The 16,584-nt window shown below is 67.1% G+C and carries 11 protein-coding genes; all 11 read right to left on the bottom strand.

From position 1 onward, the window contains the following. Nucleotides 1-81: 81 nt before the first annotated feature. The 11 genes from ABD255_RS35800 to ABD255_RS35750 all read right to left on the bottom strand — a co-directional run bounded on the left by ABD255_RS35800 (nt 82) and on the right by ABD255_RS35750 (nt 16,557). The gene (locus ABD255_RS35800) at nt 82-489 is read right to left on the bottom strand and encodes a DUF1801 domain-containing protein (RefSeq protein ID WP_344221235.1); all 408 of its coding nucleotides are present in this window, start codon (nt 487-489) and stop codon (nt 82-84) included. A 77-nt stretch (nt 490-566) separates the two neighbouring features. After that, nucleotides 567-4,427 (bottom strand): DNA-directed RNA polymerase subunit beta', encoded by a 3,861-nt coding sequence (locus ABD255_RS35795; protein WP_344221234.1) that lies wholly within the window; start codon nt 4,425-4,427, stop codon nt 567-569. Nucleotides 4,428-4,531: 104 nt separating this feature from the next. Next, the gene (gene rpoB, locus ABD255_RS35790) at nt 4,532-8,017 is read right to left on the bottom strand and encodes a DNA-directed RNA polymerase subunit beta (protein WP_344221233.1); all 3,486 of its coding nucleotides are present in this window, start codon (nt 8,015-8,017) and stop codon (nt 4,532-4,534) included. Nucleotides 8,018-8,278: 261 nt separating this feature from the next. Beyond that, a complete protein-coding gene (locus ABD255_RS35785; protein ID WP_344221232.1) occupies nt 8,279-8,908 on the bottom strand; it encodes a hypothetical protein in 630 nt (209 codons plus the stop codon). Between the two features lie 104 nt (nt 8,909-9,012). Next, nucleotides 9,013-9,513 (bottom strand): hypothetical protein, encoded by a 501-nt coding sequence (locus ABD255_RS35780; RefSeq protein ID WP_344221231.1) that lies wholly within the window; start codon nt 9,511-9,513, stop codon nt 9,013-9,015. Next, nucleotides 9,510-10,799: an MCE family protein gene (locus tag ABD255_RS35775; protein WP_344221230.1), complete on the bottom strand. Its 1,290-nt coding sequence runs from the start codon at nt 10,797-10,799 to the stop codon at nt 9,510-9,512. The genes ABD255_RS35780 and ABD255_RS35775 overlap by 4 nt, the downstream gene beginning before the upstream one ends. Then, a complete protein-coding gene (locus ABD255_RS35770; protein WP_344221229.1) occupies nt 10,796-12,019 on the bottom strand; it encodes an MCE family protein in 1,224 nt (407 codons plus the stop codon). The genes ABD255_RS35775 and ABD255_RS35770 overlap by 4 nt, the downstream gene beginning before the upstream one ends. After that, entirely contained in the window at nt 12,016-13,203 is a 1,188-nt protein-coding gene (locus ABD255_RS35765; RefSeq protein ID WP_344221228.1) for an MCE family protein, read from the bottom strand. Before ABD255_RS35765 ends, ABD255_RS35770 begins: the two co-directional genes overlap by 4 nt. After that, entirely contained in the window at nt 13,200-14,213 is a 1,014-nt protein-coding gene (locus tag ABD255_RS35760; protein ID WP_344221227.1) for an MCE family protein, read from the bottom strand. Before ABD255_RS35760 ends, ABD255_RS35765 begins: the two co-directional genes overlap by 4 nt. After that, nucleotides 14,210-15,244 carry an MCE family protein gene (locus ABD255_RS35755; protein WP_344221226.1) on the bottom strand — a complete coding sequence of 345 codons (1,035 nt, stop codon included), beginning with the start codon at nt 15,242-15,244 and terminating at the stop codon, nt 14,210-14,212. Before ABD255_RS35755 ends, ABD255_RS35760 begins: the two co-directional genes overlap by 4 nt. Next, complete coding sequence (locus tag ABD255_RS35750) at nt 15,241-16,557, bottom strand: MCE family protein (protein WP_344221225.1); 1,317 nt, start codon at nt 16,555-16,557, stop codon at nt 15,241-15,243. The genes ABD255_RS35755 and ABD255_RS35750 overlap by 4 nt, the downstream gene beginning before the upstream one ends. Nucleotides 16,558-16,584 lie beyond the last annotated feature (27 nt).

Below are 16,584 nucleotides of genomic sequence, written 5' to 3'. Positions count from 1 at the left end.
CCGCACCCTCGTTGCTGCAGGCAACAAGGGAGTGATCGGAGCGGATTCGGGCCCGGGACGGGCGGGTGAGGGCGGCTCTTGTCAGGCGGAGCGGGACGCGGCGATCGACCGGCTCAGGAGCTCGGCCAGTGCCTCGCGGTCGACGTCCGCGAGGCGCTTCAGGTAGAGACACGAGACGGCGGTCCGGTGCGGACCGAGGCGAGCCAGCAGCTCGTCGTACCCGTCGAAGCCCTCACCGACGTACAGCGTCAACGACTGCTTGCGGGGCGAGTAGCCGATGTCGAACCAGTCCAGTTCGCGGCCGCTCTCGTAGACCAGGTGGCGTTCGCCGAAGCCGACGATCGACGGGCCCCACATCGCCGGTTCGCAGCCGGCCAGCTCGGTCAGCAGCGTGTTCAGCTCGCGGGCGTCCGACTGCCGCGGTTCGGGGACCGAGGCGAGGAACTCCTCGACGGAGGCGTCGGTCCGGGTGGTCTTGTTCTCGGGCATGGGCTCATCGTGCCCGCAAAGCCGCGAGGGCGGCACCCCCTGGTGGGAGTGCCGCCCTCGGCGGGTTGGTGCGGACTTCAGTTCTTGTACGAACCCAGGTCGAAGTCGTCGAGCGGGACCGACTGACCCGCGGACGGGCCGAAGTCGTAGTCGTACGACTCGTAGCCGACCATCGAGTACATCGCGGCCTTCGCCTCCTCGGTGGGCTCCACCCGGATGTTGCGGTACCGGTCCATGCCGGTACCCGCCGGGATCAGCTTTCCGATGATGACGTTCTCCTTCAGGCCCACCAGCGAGTCGCTCTTGCCGTGGATCGCGGCCTCGGTGAGGACGCGGGTCGTCTCCTGGAAGGAGGCGGCCGACAGCCACGACTCGGTCGCGAGCGACGCCTTGGTGATACCCATCAGGACCGGACGTCCGGACGCCGGCGTACCGCCCTCGGCAACCACCCGACGGTTCTCCGCCTCGAACATCAGGCGGTCCGCCAGCTCGCCCGGCAGCAGGTTCGCCTCGCCGGACTCGATCACCGTGACCCGGCGCAGCATCTGCCGGACGATGATCTCGATGTGCTTGTCGTGGATGGCCACACCCTGCGACCGGTACACCTCCTGGACCTCGTCCACCAGGTGCTCCTGCGCCTTGCGGACACCCAGGATCCGCAGAACCTCCTGCGGGTCCGGCGTACCCTGCGTCAGCTGCTGACCGACCTCGACGTGCTGACCTTCCTCGATCAGCAGGCGGCCACGCTTGGACACCGGGTAGGCGACCTCCTCGGAACCGTCGTCCGGGGTGAGCACCAGCTTCCGGGTCTTGTCCGTGTCCTCGATCGAGATCCGGCCCGCGGCCTCGGCGATCGGCGCCTTGCCCTTGGGCTGGCGAGCCTCGAAGAGCTCGACCACACGCGGCAGACCGTGGGTGATGTCATCACCCGCGACACCACCGGTGTGGAAGGTACGCATGGTCAGCTGCGTACCGGGCTCACCGATGGACTGCGCCGCGATGATGCCGACGGCCTCACCGATGTCGACCGGCTTGCCGGTCGCCAGCGAACGGCCGTAGCACTTCGCGCAGGTACCGGTCTTGGCGTCACAGGTCAGCACGGAGCGGACCTTGACCTCCTCGACCCCGGCGGCGACGAGAGCGGCGATGGACACGTCGCCCAGGTCGCTGCCCGCGGTCAGGACGACCTTGCCGTCCGCGCCGGCCACGTCCGTGGCCAGGGTGCGGGCGTACGCGCTCGTCTCGACGTTCTCCGCGTGGACGACCTTGCCGTCCGGACCCGGCTCGCCGATCTTCTTCGGCAGGCCGCGCTCGGTGCCGCAGTCCTCCTCGCGGATGATGACGTCCTGCGACACGTCCACCAGACGACGGGTCAGGTACCCGGAGTCGGCGGTCCGCAGCGCGGTGTCGGCAAGACCCTTTCGCGCACCGTGGGTGGCGATGAAGTACTCGACCACCGACAGGCCCTCGCGGAAGTTGGACTTGATCGGCCGGGCGATGATCTCGCCCTTCGGGTTGGCCACCAGACCACGCATACCGGCGATCTGCCGGATCTGCATCATGTTGCCTCGCGCACCCGAGTGGACCATCATCCAGATCGGGTTGGCCTTGGCGAAGTTCTCCTCCATCGCCTTGCCGACCTCGGCGTTCGCGCCGGTCCAGATCTCGATCAGTTCCTGCCGCCGCTCGGACGAGGTGATCAGACCCCGCTCGAACTGCTTCTGGACCTTCTCGGCCTGCGACTCGTAGCGAGCCATGATCTCGGGCTTGCTCGGCGGCGTGCTGAAGTCGTCGATCGACACCGTGACACCCGACCGGGTGGCCCAGCGGAAACCGAGGTCCTTCAGCGCGTCCAGGCAGTTCGCCACCTGGACCTTGGAGTAGCGCTCGGCCAGGTCGTTGACGATCGAGCCCAGCTGCTTCTTGCCGACCTCGGCGTCCACGAAGGTGTAGTCGCTCGGCAGCGCCTCGTTGAACAGGGCGCGACCCAGCGTCGTCTCCAGCGAGAACCCGCCGTCCGGACGCTCGGTCGAACCGTCCGGCGCGCCGGCCTCGGTCAGCCGGAGCGTGATCTTCGCCTGCAGCGACAGCTCGTTGCGGTCGAAGGCCATCAGCGCCTCGGCCAGCGAGCTGAACGCGCGACCCTCACCGAGGGCGCCTTCCTTCAGCATGGTCAGGAAGTAGATGCCGATGATCATGTCCTGGGTCGGCATCGTGACCGGACGGCCGTCAGCAGGCTTCAGGATGTTGTTCGTCGACAGCATCAGGATCCGCGCCTCGGCCTGGGCCTCGGCCGACAGCGGCAGGTGCACCGCCATCTGGTCACCGTCGAAGTCCGCGTTGAACGCGGAGCAGACGAGCGGGTGGATCTGGATCGCCTTGCCCTCGATCAGCTGCGGCTCGAACGCCTGGATACCCAGCCGGTGCAGGGTGGGCGCACGGTTCAGCAGCACCGGGTGCTCGGTGATGACCTCTTCCAGCACGTCCCAGACCTGGGCGCGCTGACGCTCGACCATCCGCTTGGCGGACTTGATGTTCTGCGCGTGGTTGAGGTCGACCAGCCGCTTCATCACGAACGGCTTGAACAGCTCCAGCGCCATCGCCTTCGGCAGACCGCACTGGTGCAGCTTCAGCTGCGGGCCGACCACGATGACGGACCGGCCGGAGTAGTCGACGCGCTTGCCCAGCAGGTTCTGACGGAACCGGCCCTGCTTGCCCTTGAGCATGTCGGACAGCGACTTCAGCGGCCGGTTGCCCGGGCCGGTGACCGGACGGCCACGACGGCCGTTGTCGAACAGCGCGTCGACGGCCTCCTGCAGCATCCGCTTCTCGTTGTTGACGATGATCTCCGGCGCGCCCAGGTCGAGCAGTCGCTTGAGCCGGTTGTTCCGGTTGATCACCCGGCGGTACAGGTCGTTCAGGTCGGAGGTGGCGAACCGGCCACCGTCGAGCTGGACCATCGGCCGCAAATCCGGCGGGATCACCGGAACGCAGTCGAGCACCATGCCCATCGGGCTGTTGTTGGTGGCCAGGAACGCGGTGACGACCTTGAGCCGCTTCAGGGCGCGGGTCTTGCGCTGGCCCTTGCCGGTCTTGATGGTCTCCCGCAGGCTGTCCGCCTCGGCCTTGAGGTCGAAGGTCTGCAGCCGCCGCTGGATCGCGGCGGCACCCATCGCGCCCTCGAAGTACTTGCCGAACCGCTCCTTCATGGCGCGGTACAGGATCTCGTCGCCCTCCAGGTCCTGGACCTTGAGGTTCTTGAACCGGCTCCAGACCTCGTCGAGGCGGTCGATCTCGCGCTGCGCACGGTCGCGCAACTGCTTGACCTCACGCTCGGCGCCTTCCTTCACCTTGCGGCGAACGTCGGCCTTCGCGCCCTCGGCCTCGAGCTGGGCGAGGTCCTCCTCGAGCTTCTTCATCCGGGTCTCGATGTCGTTGTCGCGCCGGCCCTCGAGCTGCTTGCGCTCGACGTCGGTCCGGCCCTCCAGCGACGACAGGTCGCGGTGCCGCGCCTCGTCGTCGACATCGGTGATCATGTACGCCGCGAAGTAGATGACCTTCTCGAGGTCCTTCGGGGCGAGGTCGAGCAGGTAGCCGAGTCGCGACGGGACACCCTTGAAGTACCAGATGTGGGTGACCGGCGCGGCCAGCTCGATGTGGCCCATCCGCTCGCGGCGCACCTTGGAGCGGGTGACCTCGACGCCACACCGCTCGCAGATGATGCCCTTGAAGCGAACGCGCTTGTACTTACCGCAGTAGCACTCCCAGTCCCGGGTGGGACCGAAGATCTTCTCGCAGAACAGACCGTCACGCTCGGGCTTGAGCGTCCGGTAGTTGATCGTCTCGGGCTTCTTGACCTCGCCGTGCGACCACTGGCGGATCTCATCCGCGGTCGCCAGGCCGATCCGAAGCTCGTCGAAGAAGTTCACGTCGAGCACGATGTGTTATCTCCCGATTGCTGTTGTCATCTGGGGAGCGACCCCCAGACCCCCGCAGGGGTTGGTCTGAGTGAGTTGGTTGTTGATCTCAAGCGGCAACCCGCTCAGACCTCTTCGACACTGTTCGGCTCGCGCCGGGACAAGTCGATTCCCAGTTCCTCCGCAGCGCGGAAGACATCCTCTTCGCTGTCGCGCATCTCGACCCGGCTTCCGTCGGACGAGAGCACCTCAACGTTCAGACACAGGGACTGCATTTCCTTGACGAGAACCTTGAAGGACTCCGGGATACCCGGCTCCGGGATGTTCTCGCCCTTGACGATCGCTTCGTACACCTTGACGCGACCGACAACGTCATCGGACTTGATCGTGAGCAGTTCCTGCAGCGCGAAGGCGGCACCGTAGGCCTCCAGGGCCCACACCTCCATCTCGCCGAACCGCTGACCACCGAACTGCGCCTTACCACCCAGCGGCTGCTGCGTGATCATCGAGTACGGACCGGTCGAGCGGGCGTGGATCTTGTCGTCCACCAGGTGGTGCAGCTTCAGCATGTACATGTAACCGACGCCGACCGGCTGCGGGAAAGGCTCACCCGAGCGGCCGTCGAACAGGTTGGCCTTGCCGGTGCTGTCGACCATCCGGTCGCCGTCGCGGTTCGGCAGGGTCGAGCCGAGCAGGCCGGTGACCTCTTCCTCACGCGCACCGTCGAAGACCGGGGTGGCGACGTTCGTGAACGGCTCGGCTTCGCCGGCGCCGATCTTGATCAGCCGCTGGGCCCACTCTTCCTTGCTGTCCGGGTCGACCTTCCAGCCGCGGCTGGCGACCCAGCCGAGGTGGGTCTCGAGCACCTGACCGACGTTCATCCGGCCGGGCACGCCCAGCGGGTTCAGGATGATGTCGACCTGGGTGCCGTCCTCCATGAACGGCATGTCCTCGACCGGCAGGATCTTCGAGATGACGCCCTTGTTGCCGTGGCGTCCGGCGAGCTTGTCACCGACGGAGATCTTGCGCTTCTGCGCGACGTAGACGCGGACCAACTGGTTCACGCCCGGCGGCAGTTCGTCGCCGTTGTCGCGGTCGAAGACGCGGACCCCGATGACGGTTCCGTTCTCACCGTGCGGCACCTTCAGCGAGGTGTCGCGCACCTCACGGGCCTTCTCACCGAAGATCGCGCGCAGCAGCCGCTCCTCCGGGGTCAGCTCGGTCTCGCCCTTGGGCGTGACCTTCCCGACCAGGATGTCACCGGTGGTGACCTCGGCGCCGATCCGGATGATGCCCCGCTCGTCCAGGTCCGCCAGCATCTCGTCGGAGACGTTGGGGATGTCGCGGGTGATCTCCTCCGGGCCCAGCTTGGTGTCGCGAGCGTCGACCTCGTGCTCCTCGATGTGGATCGAGGTCAGCAGGTCCTGCTGCACGACGCGCTGGCTGAGGATGATCGCGTCCTCGTAGTTGTGACCCTCCCACGGCATGAACGCCACCAGCAGGTTCCGGCCGAGGGCCATCTCGCCCTCGTCGGTGCACGGACCGTCGGCCAGCGGCGAGCCGACCTCGACCCGGGCGCCGGCGTCGACCAGCGGACGCTGGTTGATGCAGGTGCCCTGGTTCGACCGACGGAACTTCTGCAGCCGGTAGGTCTGGTACGTGCCGTCGTCGGCGGCGACCTCGATCAGGTCGGCCGAGACCTCCTTGATCACACCCGCCTTCTCCGACACCAGCACGTCACCGGCGTCGACAGCTCCGCGGAACTCCATGCCGGTACCGACCAGGGGGGCGTCCGCGGTGATCAGCGGAACGGCCTGGCGCTGCATGTTGGAGCCCATCAGGGCGCGGTTGGCGTCGTCGTGCTCGAGGAACGGGATCATCGCCGTCGCGACCGACACCATCTGGCGCGGCGAGACGTCCATGTAGTCCACGTCGTCGACCAGCACGAGCTCGACCTCACCGTGGCGCCGGCGAACCAGCACCCGGTCCTCGGCGAACACGTCGTCGTCGGTCAGTGCCGCGTTGGCCTGAGCGATGACGAACCGGTCCTCCTCGTCCGCGGTCAGGTAGTCGACCTGGTCGGTGACCCGGCCGTCGACGACCTTGCGGTACGGCGTCTCGACGAAGCCGAACGGGTTCACCCGGCCGTAGGTGGCCAGCGACCCGATCAGGCCGATGTTCGGGCCTTCCGGGGTCTCGATCGGGCACATCCGGCCGTAGTGGGACGGGTGCACGTCACGAACCTCGAAGCCGGCCCGCTCACGCGACAGACCACCCGGGCCGAGCGCCGACAGGCGGCGCTTGTGGGTCAGACCCGCGATCGGGTTGGTCTGGTCCATGAACTGCGACAGCTGGGAGGTGCCGAAGAACTCCTTCAGCGCCGCCACCACCGGGCGGATGTTGATCAGGGTCTGGGGCGTGATCGCCTCGACGTCCTGGGTCGTCATCCGCTCGCGAACCACCCGCTCCATCCGGGCCAGGCCGGTGCGGAGCTGGTTCTGGATCAGTTCGCCGACCGTGCGCAGACGGCGGTTGCCGAAGTGGTCGATGTCGTCCTCTTCGACGACGATCTCGCCCTGCGGCGCGTCCAGCTCGGTCTTGCCCTCGTGCAGCGCGACCAGGTACTTGATCGTCGCGACGATGTCGTTGATCGTCAGAACCGCGGTGTCGTGCGTCTCGTCACGGCCGAGCTTCTTGTTGATCTTGTACCGGCCGACCTTGGCCAGGTCGTAGCGCTTGCCGTTGAAGTAGTAGTTGTCCAGCAGCGCCTGGGCAGCCTCGCGCGTCGGCGGTTCGCCGGGGCGCAGCTTGCGGTAGATGTCGAGCAGCGCGTCGTCCTGCCCGGAGGTGTGGTCCTTCTCCAGGGTGAGGCGGATCGACTCGTACTCGCCGAACTCCTCGAGGATCTGCGCGTCGGTCCAGCCGAGCGCCTTGAGCAGCACGGTGACGTTCTGCTTGCGCTTGCGGTCCAGCCGCACGCCCACCATGTCGCGCTTGTCGACCTCGAACTCCAGCCACGCGCCGCGCGACGGGATGATCTTGGCGGTGAAGATGTCCTTGTCCGACGTCTTGTCCGGCGTGCGCTCGAAGTACACACCGGGCGAGCGAACCAGCTGGGACACGACGACACGCTCGGTGCCGTTGATCACGAACGTGCCCTTGCGCGTCATCAACGGGAAGTCACCCATGAAGACGGTCTGGCTCTTGATCTCGCCGGTCTCGTTGTTCATGAACTCGGCGGTGACGAACAGCGGCGCCGAGTAGGTGACGTCACGCTCCTTGCACTCGTCGACCGTGTTCTTCGGGGGCTCGAACCGGTGGTCGCGGAACGACAGCGACATGGTGCCGCTGAAGTCCTCGATCGGGGAGATCTCTTCGAAGATCTCCTCGAGGCCGGACGGGGAGGACAGATCGGTCCGTCCCTCCGCCTCGGCGGCGGCCACCCTGGCCTGCCAGGTTTCGTTTCCGACCAACCAGTCGAAACTGTCCACCTGCAGCGCAAGGAGATCCGGAACCTCGAGAGGCTCGGAGATCTTTGCGAAGGAGATGCGGCGTGGTGAGCCGGAAACGTCGGTAATGCTGTCGGACTGGGGGTTGCGCGAGGCGACCAAGGGGCGTCCTTCCACGGGCTCGCAGAAATCACTTCGGTGCTGGGAGCGCACGCCAAACGACCCTAGTCAAGTTTTGAGCCGAACCAGGGTGCGGTTAAAGGCAGCGCAAAGCAATAGGCTACCCGATCAGGGCAAGCCTGTCCAATGGGGTCCGACACTATGCCGTCGGACCACCCACTCCGTCAAGGATCGACCCGGGTTCTCCAGCGGGCAGATCACCCGCGAGCCACCCGGCACATCCTGTCCGGAGTCACAAAGAGACTACAGTCCGGCGATCTCCTGGACCAGCCATTGGCCCCCGTTTCGGACCATCGTGAATCGGGTCCGGTTCAGGTCGACCCGGGGCCTACCCTCCGTGATCGTGCTGGTGGTGGTCTGGTTGACGAAGATGATCAGCGTGACCCGGTCGGCGTCGCCGTCGCGGACACCGACCTCGCGGACCTCGGCGCGGACCGTGGCCTTGGTCTTGGTGGCCAGTTCGCCGGCCACCTTGGCGGTCTCGTCGAACTTGCCGGCGAAGTCCGGCGTCATCGTCGCCCGGGCCGCGGCGAAGCTCTTGTCCAGCGTGCGGTAGTCGTAGCTGAGCGCGGTTTCGGCGGCCTTCCGGCCGGCCGTCGCCGCCTGCTCGCGAGCGTCCTCGGCCTCCCTGCCCTTCAGCGCCTTGACCCCGAGGATCCCCGCCAAGGCCAGGATCAGCACCAGCAGCACCCCGAGCGTCGCGGTCAGCAGTACTCCGGTCCGCTGCGACCGGCTCGCGGGCACCTCGGACGAGGTCTCGGCCGTCGGCTCGACCCTCTCCGACTCGCCAGATTCCTCACGCTCGGTAACGGACGGCTCGTCGACATCCACCACCGGAGCCGCCTCTGACGCCTCCGGTGTGGCCTGAGTCACCTCAGCTGACTCCTCAGTAACGTCCGGAGACGACGTGAGATCGGCCGGCCGGCGGTCCGCAGTACGGCGTTGGCCGGCGATTCTGGGGCGATTCGGGCGGGCCATCAGCCGACCACCTGGAAGTCGGCGGTCAGCCAGCGGTCCTGTTCGTTGACCAGGTCGAGCTTGATCCGGTAGCGCCGCTCGACGCCGTCCTTGGAGGCGGTGTTCGTCACCACCGCGTTCACGATCACCAGCACCTGGGCCGAGTCCTTGTCGTTCGAGACCACGGCGGCCTCCTTCACGTCGCCCTTGGAGGTCGCCTGGTTCTCCGCCACCGACGCCTTGATCGTGTTCGTGCTGGCGGTGAACTCCTCCTTGAACTGGCCGGTGGAGTGGTCGAGCACCCGCTTGGTGTCGGCGTCCCAGGTCTTGTAGTCGTACGTCGTGAAGTCCAGCGCGAGCTGCCGGGCGGCCTGCATGGCGGCCGCGCGGTCCTCGTTCTTGGTGCTCTGGCGGCGCAGCGCGACGACGGACAGGGTCGCCGCGACCAGCGCGACGAGCACGAGCACGCTCAGCGCCCACGCCAGGATCAGGGGGCCTCGCCGGGAGGAGGTGGGAGTCACTTGCTGGTCACCGGTCCGAGGATGAGGGCCTTCCAGGAATCCTTGCCGAGGTACTCCGCCTGGCCGCCGGTCGAGCCGAGCACCAGTTCGGGCATGCCGCCGGTGCCGCCCGCGGCCCCGGTGATCGGGTCGTACCCGACGCCGTAGCCGACTCGGTTCGCCGTGCGGGACGACGGGGCCGGCTTGTTCTGGGAGCCGCGGACGTTGGTGCCGGACGACGGCGACGCAGTACAGGCCGCTTTGGTGTTGGCGGGCTTGTTCGTGGTGTCCTGCGGGACCCGCTTGTCGGTGCCGTTGTAGCCGGCCCGACAGGCAGGTGGGCTGAAGCCGAGCACCAGGCCGAAGTGGGCGTCGTAGTGCCCGGTCCCCGGATCCTTCGCCGGTACTACGTACCCGCCCATCGACACCGCCGGGTACACCACCAGCAACTGCTCGACGGCATCCAGCCGGACCGCGGTTATCTCGCTCACCGTCAGCAGGTTACCGAGCAGCACCGCGATGTCCGCGCGGTTCTCCTGGATCAGCGCCGTCACCTGCTGGGAGGCGGCCGAGCCGTTGTCGATCACGGAGCGCAGGTTCGTGTCGGAGCTGACCAGGGTGTCGGACAGCAGCGCCAGGTTCTTCGCCCAGGTCTTGATCGCGTCCCCGCTGGCGACCTGGGTGGCCAGCACGGTGTTGCCGTCGTTGATCAGCTTGATCGTCTGCAGGATGTTCGCGTCCGCGTCGTTGATCAGCGACCCCGAGCTGTCGATGATCTTCTGCAGGTCCGTACCTCGGCCGCGCAGCGCGTCGCCGAGTTCCTTGACCGTGGTCCGCAGGCTGTTCTTGTCGACCGAGTTCACCAGCTGGTCCAGGTTCAGCAGCAGCTCGGTGGTGTCGATCGGGATCGCGGTGTTCTCCCGGGAGATCTTCGAGCGGTCCTTCAGGTAGGGACCGCCGTCGCGCCGCGGCTGCAGATCGACGTACTGCTCGCCGATCGCCGACCGGTTCGCGACCACGGCCAGCAGGTCGCTCGGGATCTTCACCTTCTTGTCGATGTCGAGGTCCACCTCGACGCCGTCGGGGAGCAGCTCGAGCTCGCCGACCCGGCCGACCGGCTGACCGCGGTACGTCACCTCGGCGCCGGAGAAGATGCCGCCGGACTCCGCGAAGCTGGCGCTGACCGTGTAGTCGTCGTCGAACAGCAGCTTGTCGATCTGGGCGTATTTGCCGCCCACGTAGGCGACACCGATGACGGTGATCAGCAGGAACACCATCAGCTGGAGCCGGACCGTTCTGGTGATCACTTGGCCACCCCCGGCATCAGGACCTTCGCCAGCTCCGGGTCGAACGCGGGCCGGTTCAGTGTCTGCGTACAGACGGGCTGGCCGAGCAGCGTGATGCAACTGGTCGCCGTCCCGGTCGGGACCGGCAGCGGCGGCAGCAGGCCGGTGGAGCCCTTGGTCGGGATCGCCGGCAGGCTGACTTGGGGAGGCGCGAGGGTGAGCCCGGTGTCTGGCAGATTCAGCGCGAGGATGCCCTCGAGCGCCTTCCTGGTGTTGACGTCCAGGGTGATGTTCAGATTGGTGAAGTCACCCTTCACGGCCTTCGCCGCGGCATCCGGGAACGGGTAGGTGAGCAGCAGCTCGAGCGACTTCGGCAGGTTCTCCCCCGCCTCGGCCAGCTTGGTCAGCAGCGGGTAGAGGGACCGCAGGTTGGCCACCAGGTCCTTCTGGGAGGCGGTGATCACCCGGGTCGCGGTGTTGCCCAGGGTGGCCAGCGCCTGCAGCGTCTTGACCAGCGCGGCCCGCTGCTTGTCCAGGGTGGCGATCGACTTCGGCAGCGAGTCGATCGCGGTCGCCAGCGTCGCCTTCTGCGCGTTCAGCTTCTTCGCCAGCCCGTCGAGCGCGGTGATCGCGGTGACGATCTGCTGCTTGTTCTTGTCCAGGGTGCCGACGAACGTGTTCAGCTGGGTCAGCACGCTGCGGATGGCCGGCTCGTTGCCGGTCAGGGCCTTGTTCAGCTCCTGGGTGATGATCTGCAACTGGGCCACGCCGCCGCCGTTCAGCAGCAGCGAGAGTGCCGACAGCACCTGCTCCACCTCGACGTTGCTGGTGGTCCGCGACAGCGGGATCAGCTCGCCGTTCTCCAGCTTGCCGCGCGGCTTCTCGCTCCCGGACGGCGGCGCCAGCGAGACGAACTTCTCGCCGAGCAGGCTGGTCTGGCGGATCGTGGCGCGGGCGTTGTCGGGCAGTTCCAGGCTCTTCGGCAGCTTCACCCGGACCTTGGCGACGTAGCCCTCCAGCCAGACCTTCTCGACCGTGCCGACGGTGACGTCGTCCACCTTCACGGTGGACTTCGGGACCAGGTCCAGCACGTCGGAGAACTCGACGGTGATCGTGTACGCCGGGCCCTTGATCTTGGCGCCGCCCGGCAACGGCAGCGAGTACACGCTGAAGTCGCAGCCGGACAGCAGGGTGGCCATCGCGGCCACGCCGGCCACGAACGCAGTACGGCGGCGCGTCATCGGGTGCCTCCCGGGACCAGGCCGCCGAGGGTCTCGTCGACATTGTCGGGGCTCGGCAGCTTCGGCTTCGGGGCAGGCGCCCACGGAGTACCGGCTGGTCCGCCCGAGCCGGTGATGTCGCTCAGCAGCGGCAGCTTCGGCAGGGCGTCGAAGACTGGCTTGAGCGCGGAGCAGTTGGAGATCGGCTGCTTTGCCTGCAGCAGCAACGCGCAGATGAACCTCGCCGGGTCGTCCAGTTGGGCCAGGTTGACCCGCTGGTCCAACGTCCCGTACTGCGGGTTGTAGACGCGGGCCAGGTTCCCCAGGCCGAGCGGCGCGGTGTCCATGATCTCGGCCAGCGCCGCCTTCTCCTTGACCAGGATCTGGGAGATGTCGGTGGCGCTGGAGATGGTGGTCTTCAGCAGCGCGCGGTTGTCCTTGACGAACGTCGCGACCTCGCCCAGCGCCGTGGCCAGCGTCGACAACGCCAGCGCCAGGTCCTTGCGTTCGCCGGCCAGCGTGGTCGAGGTGGCGGCGAAGTTGGTGTTGAACTGCTTCACCAGGGTGTCGTTCGCGGCCAGCGCGGACACGAACGTCTGCAACTGCCGGACCGTGCTGAACAGGCTCTTGGAGTTGCCCGAGAGCGTCTGGGTCAGCGTCGACACGTCGGTGATGGTCTGGTTCAGCTTGGCGCCCTGGCCGTTCAGGTTCGCCGCGGACACGTCCAGCAGCCGCGACAACGCGCCCTGGTCGTTCGCGCCCTTCGGGCCGAGCGCGACGGACAGGTCGTTCAGGCTCTGGTAGATCTGGTCCAGCTCCAGCGGTACGGCGGTCCGGTCCAGCGGGATCTCCGCGCCGTCGGCCATCACGTCACCCTTGGAGTAGGCCGGGGTGAGCTGGAGGTAGCGGTCGGCCACGATCGACGGCGAGGCGATCACCGCCTTCGCGGTCGCGGGGACCTTGTGCTTGGCCTCCCACCAGAACTTCACCCGGACCGCCCGCCCGGCCGGCGTGACGCTCTCGATCTCGCCGACCTTGATCCCCAGGATCCGCACGTCCGAGCCCGGGTAGACGCTGACCGCGCGCGGGAAGTACGCCGTCGCCGAGACCCGCTCGGGGTTCGGCCACAGCGAGACGACGCTGACGGCGAGCACCACCAGGACGACGCCGATCGCGATCAGCCGGGACACCGAAGCCGGCTTCATCGGCCACCTGCCAGGATCGGCGGCAGCCCCGGAATCGGTACCGCGGGCAGTGGGATCTCCGGGACCGGCACCAGGTTCTCCACGTAGGTGTCGAACCATGGCCCGGTGCCGAGCGTGTTGGTGAAGACCCGGGCGTACGGCGCGAGGCCGCGGATGCTGGCGTCCAGGGCGTTCTGGTTCTTCAGCAGGACGGCGAGCACCGCGTTCACCTTCTGCAGGGTCGGGGTCAGGTCCTTGCGGTTCTCCCGGACCAGCGCGGTGATCTGCGCGGACAGCTTCTGCGTCGACACCAGCAGTTGGTGGATCAGCGCGCGCCGGGCCTGCACTGCCTGGAAGACGGTGTTGCCGTCCTTCATCAGCTTGACCAACTGCTGGTTGCGGTCGGCCAGGATCTTGGTGACCGTGTCGGAGTGCTGGAGCAGCTTCTTCAGCTCCTCGTCGCGCTTGGCCACGTTCCGCGACAGCCGGGACAGGCCGGTCAGCGACGCCCGCACCTCTTCGGGGGTGTTCTTGAAGGTCGTGGACAACGTGTCGAGCGCCCGGGCCAGCTGGGCCGTGTCGATCCGCTCGGTCGTGTTGGCGAGATCGGTGAACGCGTCGACCACGTCGTACGCCGAGACGGTCCGGTCCAGCGGGATCTCCGCGCCTTCCTTCAGCTCGCCGCCACCCGCCGGGTTCAGCTTCAGGTACTTCTGCCCGAGCAGCGTCTTGATCTTCATCTCGGCGCCGGTCTTCTCGCCGAGCCTCACCCCGCGGTCGACGACGAAGTCGACCCGGACGTGGGTGCCCTCGAGCTCGACCTTGCGGACCTGGCCGACCCGCACCCCGGCGACCCGGATCTCGTCGTTCGGCTTCAGCCCGCCGGCCTCGGAGAACTGCGCGGAGTACTTCGTCCCGCCACCGATCAGCGGCAGGTCCTGCGCCTTGAAGGCGGCCAGCATGACCAGCCCGATCACCGTCAGGCCGATCACCCCGATGGTGACCTGGTTCTGCTCGCGGAAAGGTTTCACTGCTGCTGACACCTCGCCGAGTTGTTGCCGTAGGAGAGCGGGATCCGGGTGCCCAGGGGCAGGGTCACGTTGCCGTCGAAGCCGCAGAGGAAGAAGTTGAACCAGGACCCGTACGACGCCGTCCGGGTCATCGTGTTCAGCTTGTCCGGCATGTTCTGCAGCGTCTTCACCCAGATCCCCTGGGTGTCGTCCAGCGTGGTGGAGACCTGCCGGAGCCGGTCCAGGTCCGCCTTCAGCGGCACCCGGGTCTGCTGCAGCAGGCCGGCTGTCTTGGTGTTCAGCGAGTTGATCGAGCCGAGCGAGCCGAGGATCGGGTTGATGTCCTGGCTCAGCCCGGTGATGAACCGCTGCAGGTTCACCAGCAGGGCGGAGAAGTTCTGCTGCCGCTGCGAGACGATCTGCAGGGTCGAGGTGAGGTTGGTGATCAGGTCGCCGATCACCTGGTCCGCGTCGGCCAGCGTGGTGGTCAGCGAGGCGGTCCGGGCCAGCAGGCTCTCGATCGTGCCGCCCTCGCCCTGCAGCACCTTGATCACCTCGAAGGCGAACTGGTTCACGTCCGCCGGGGTGAGTGCGGTGAACAGCGGCTTGAACCCGTTGAAGAGCACCGACAGGTCCAGCGCGGGCGCCGTACGGTCCTTGTCGATGACGCCGTTCGCCTTCATCCGGGTGCCGCCGCCGACGCCCTCGGTGAGCGCGATGTAGCGGTTGCCGACCAGGTTCCGGTAGCGCATCGTCGCCCGGGTCGAGGTGTCGACGACCTGGTCGGAGTCGACGCTGAAGGTGACCATCGCCAGGGTGTCCTGGTGGATGGCGATCTTGTCGACCTGCCCGACCTTGACCCCCGCGATCCGGATGTCGTCACCCTTGTTCAGCCCGACCACGTCGGTGAAGACGGCCCGGTACTTCGTCGTCGCGGCGAAGCTGATGTTGCCGATGGTGACGGCCAGCAGCGCGGTCGCGATGGTGGTGACCACCACGAAGATCGCCAGCCGCACGGTGTCCATCGAGGTCTTCTTGTCCAGCAGCTTCACTTCAGGTTCACCTGCCCTCCGCGGACCAGCGGGCCGATCATCAGCGTGGCCAGATCCGGTACTTCGCCGGCCGGGATCCCCATCACCGGTCCCGCGAAGGAGTCGATCACCGTCTGCTCGGCCGGGGTGCCGGCGCCGCCGGTGTCCAGCGCGAAGCCGGGGGCCGACCTGTTCAGCTGCAGGTTCAGCGGGAACCGCTCATTCTTGTTGTGGTCGCCGATCACGCCGTCCTCACCGGTGATGTACGGCGCCGGGTTCTCCTGGGTGTACGGACCCGGCTTCGCCCCCGGGTGGCTGTAGTTCTTACCGACGCAGGTGGGCCCGCGCTTGTCCAGGTACTTCGGCGTCTCGTTCGGCTGGTAGGGCGTCGGCTGGTTGGTGATCAGCTCGAGGTTGATGTTCAGCGCCCCGTTGCGGAACGTGTCGTTCAGGATCGGCGCGGTGTCCGTCATCACCTTCAGGAAGCACGGGAACTGCGGTGAGTACCGCTCCAGCAGGTCCAGCACCGGCCGGCTCACCTCGCCGAGGCGGATCACCCGGTCCTCGTTCTGCTTCAGGAAGGTGTTGCCGGTGCTCGACAGCGCCTGCACGTCGACGAAGAACTTCTGCAACTGCTGCTCCTTCTCCACCACCGTGTTGCCGGTGATGGTCAGGTTGCGCAGCGCCCGGACCAGGTCGGGGGTGGCGTCGCCGTAGATCTGCGAGACCTTGGTCAGCTTGGTCAGGGCCGCGATCAGGTTCGGCACGTTCGGGTTCAGCTTCTTCAGGTAGCCGTCGAGCTGGGTCAGCGTCTCGGCGATCTCGGTGCCGCGTCCCTCCAGCGCCGTCGCCAGCGCGTTCAGGGTCGCGTTCAGATCAGCCGGGTCGACCGCCTGCAGCAGTGGCAGCGCGTCGTTCAGTACCTTCTCGATCTCGATGCCGACCGCCGTCTTGTCCCGCGAGATCACGTCGCCGGCCCGGATCGCCCGGCCCGCCTTGCCCTCGGGCGGCACCAGCGCGACGTACTTCTCGCCGAACAGCGTCTTCGGCAGGATCCGCGCGCTGACCTGGCTGGAGATCTCCTTCACCTGATCCGGCTTCAGGGACAGGTTCACCGTCGCGGTGGAGCCGTCGGTGGAGACGCTGCGGACCTCGCCGACGATGATGCCGCGCAGCTTCACGTCCGCGTGCCGGTTCAGCTGCAGGCCGATGTGGCTCGTCTGCAGCTTCACCTCGACCGTGTCGGTGAAGACCTTGGCGTAGAAGGCGTAGGTCAGCCAGAGCAGGAAGCAGACCAACCCGATGAAGGCAGTACCGAGCACTCGTCTGGTCACGAGGCCTCCCGGCGTGGAATCAATACA

It is taken from the genome of Kribbella sancticallisti, assembly GCF_039530625.1.
In the GTDB taxonomy this organism is placed as follows: Bacteria; Actinomycetota; Actinomycetes; order Propionibacteriales; family Kribbellaceae; genus Kribbella; species Kribbella sancticallisti.
Note: the sequence above shows the minus strand (reverse complement) of the source record. Positions and strands in the feature narration are given on the sequence as shown.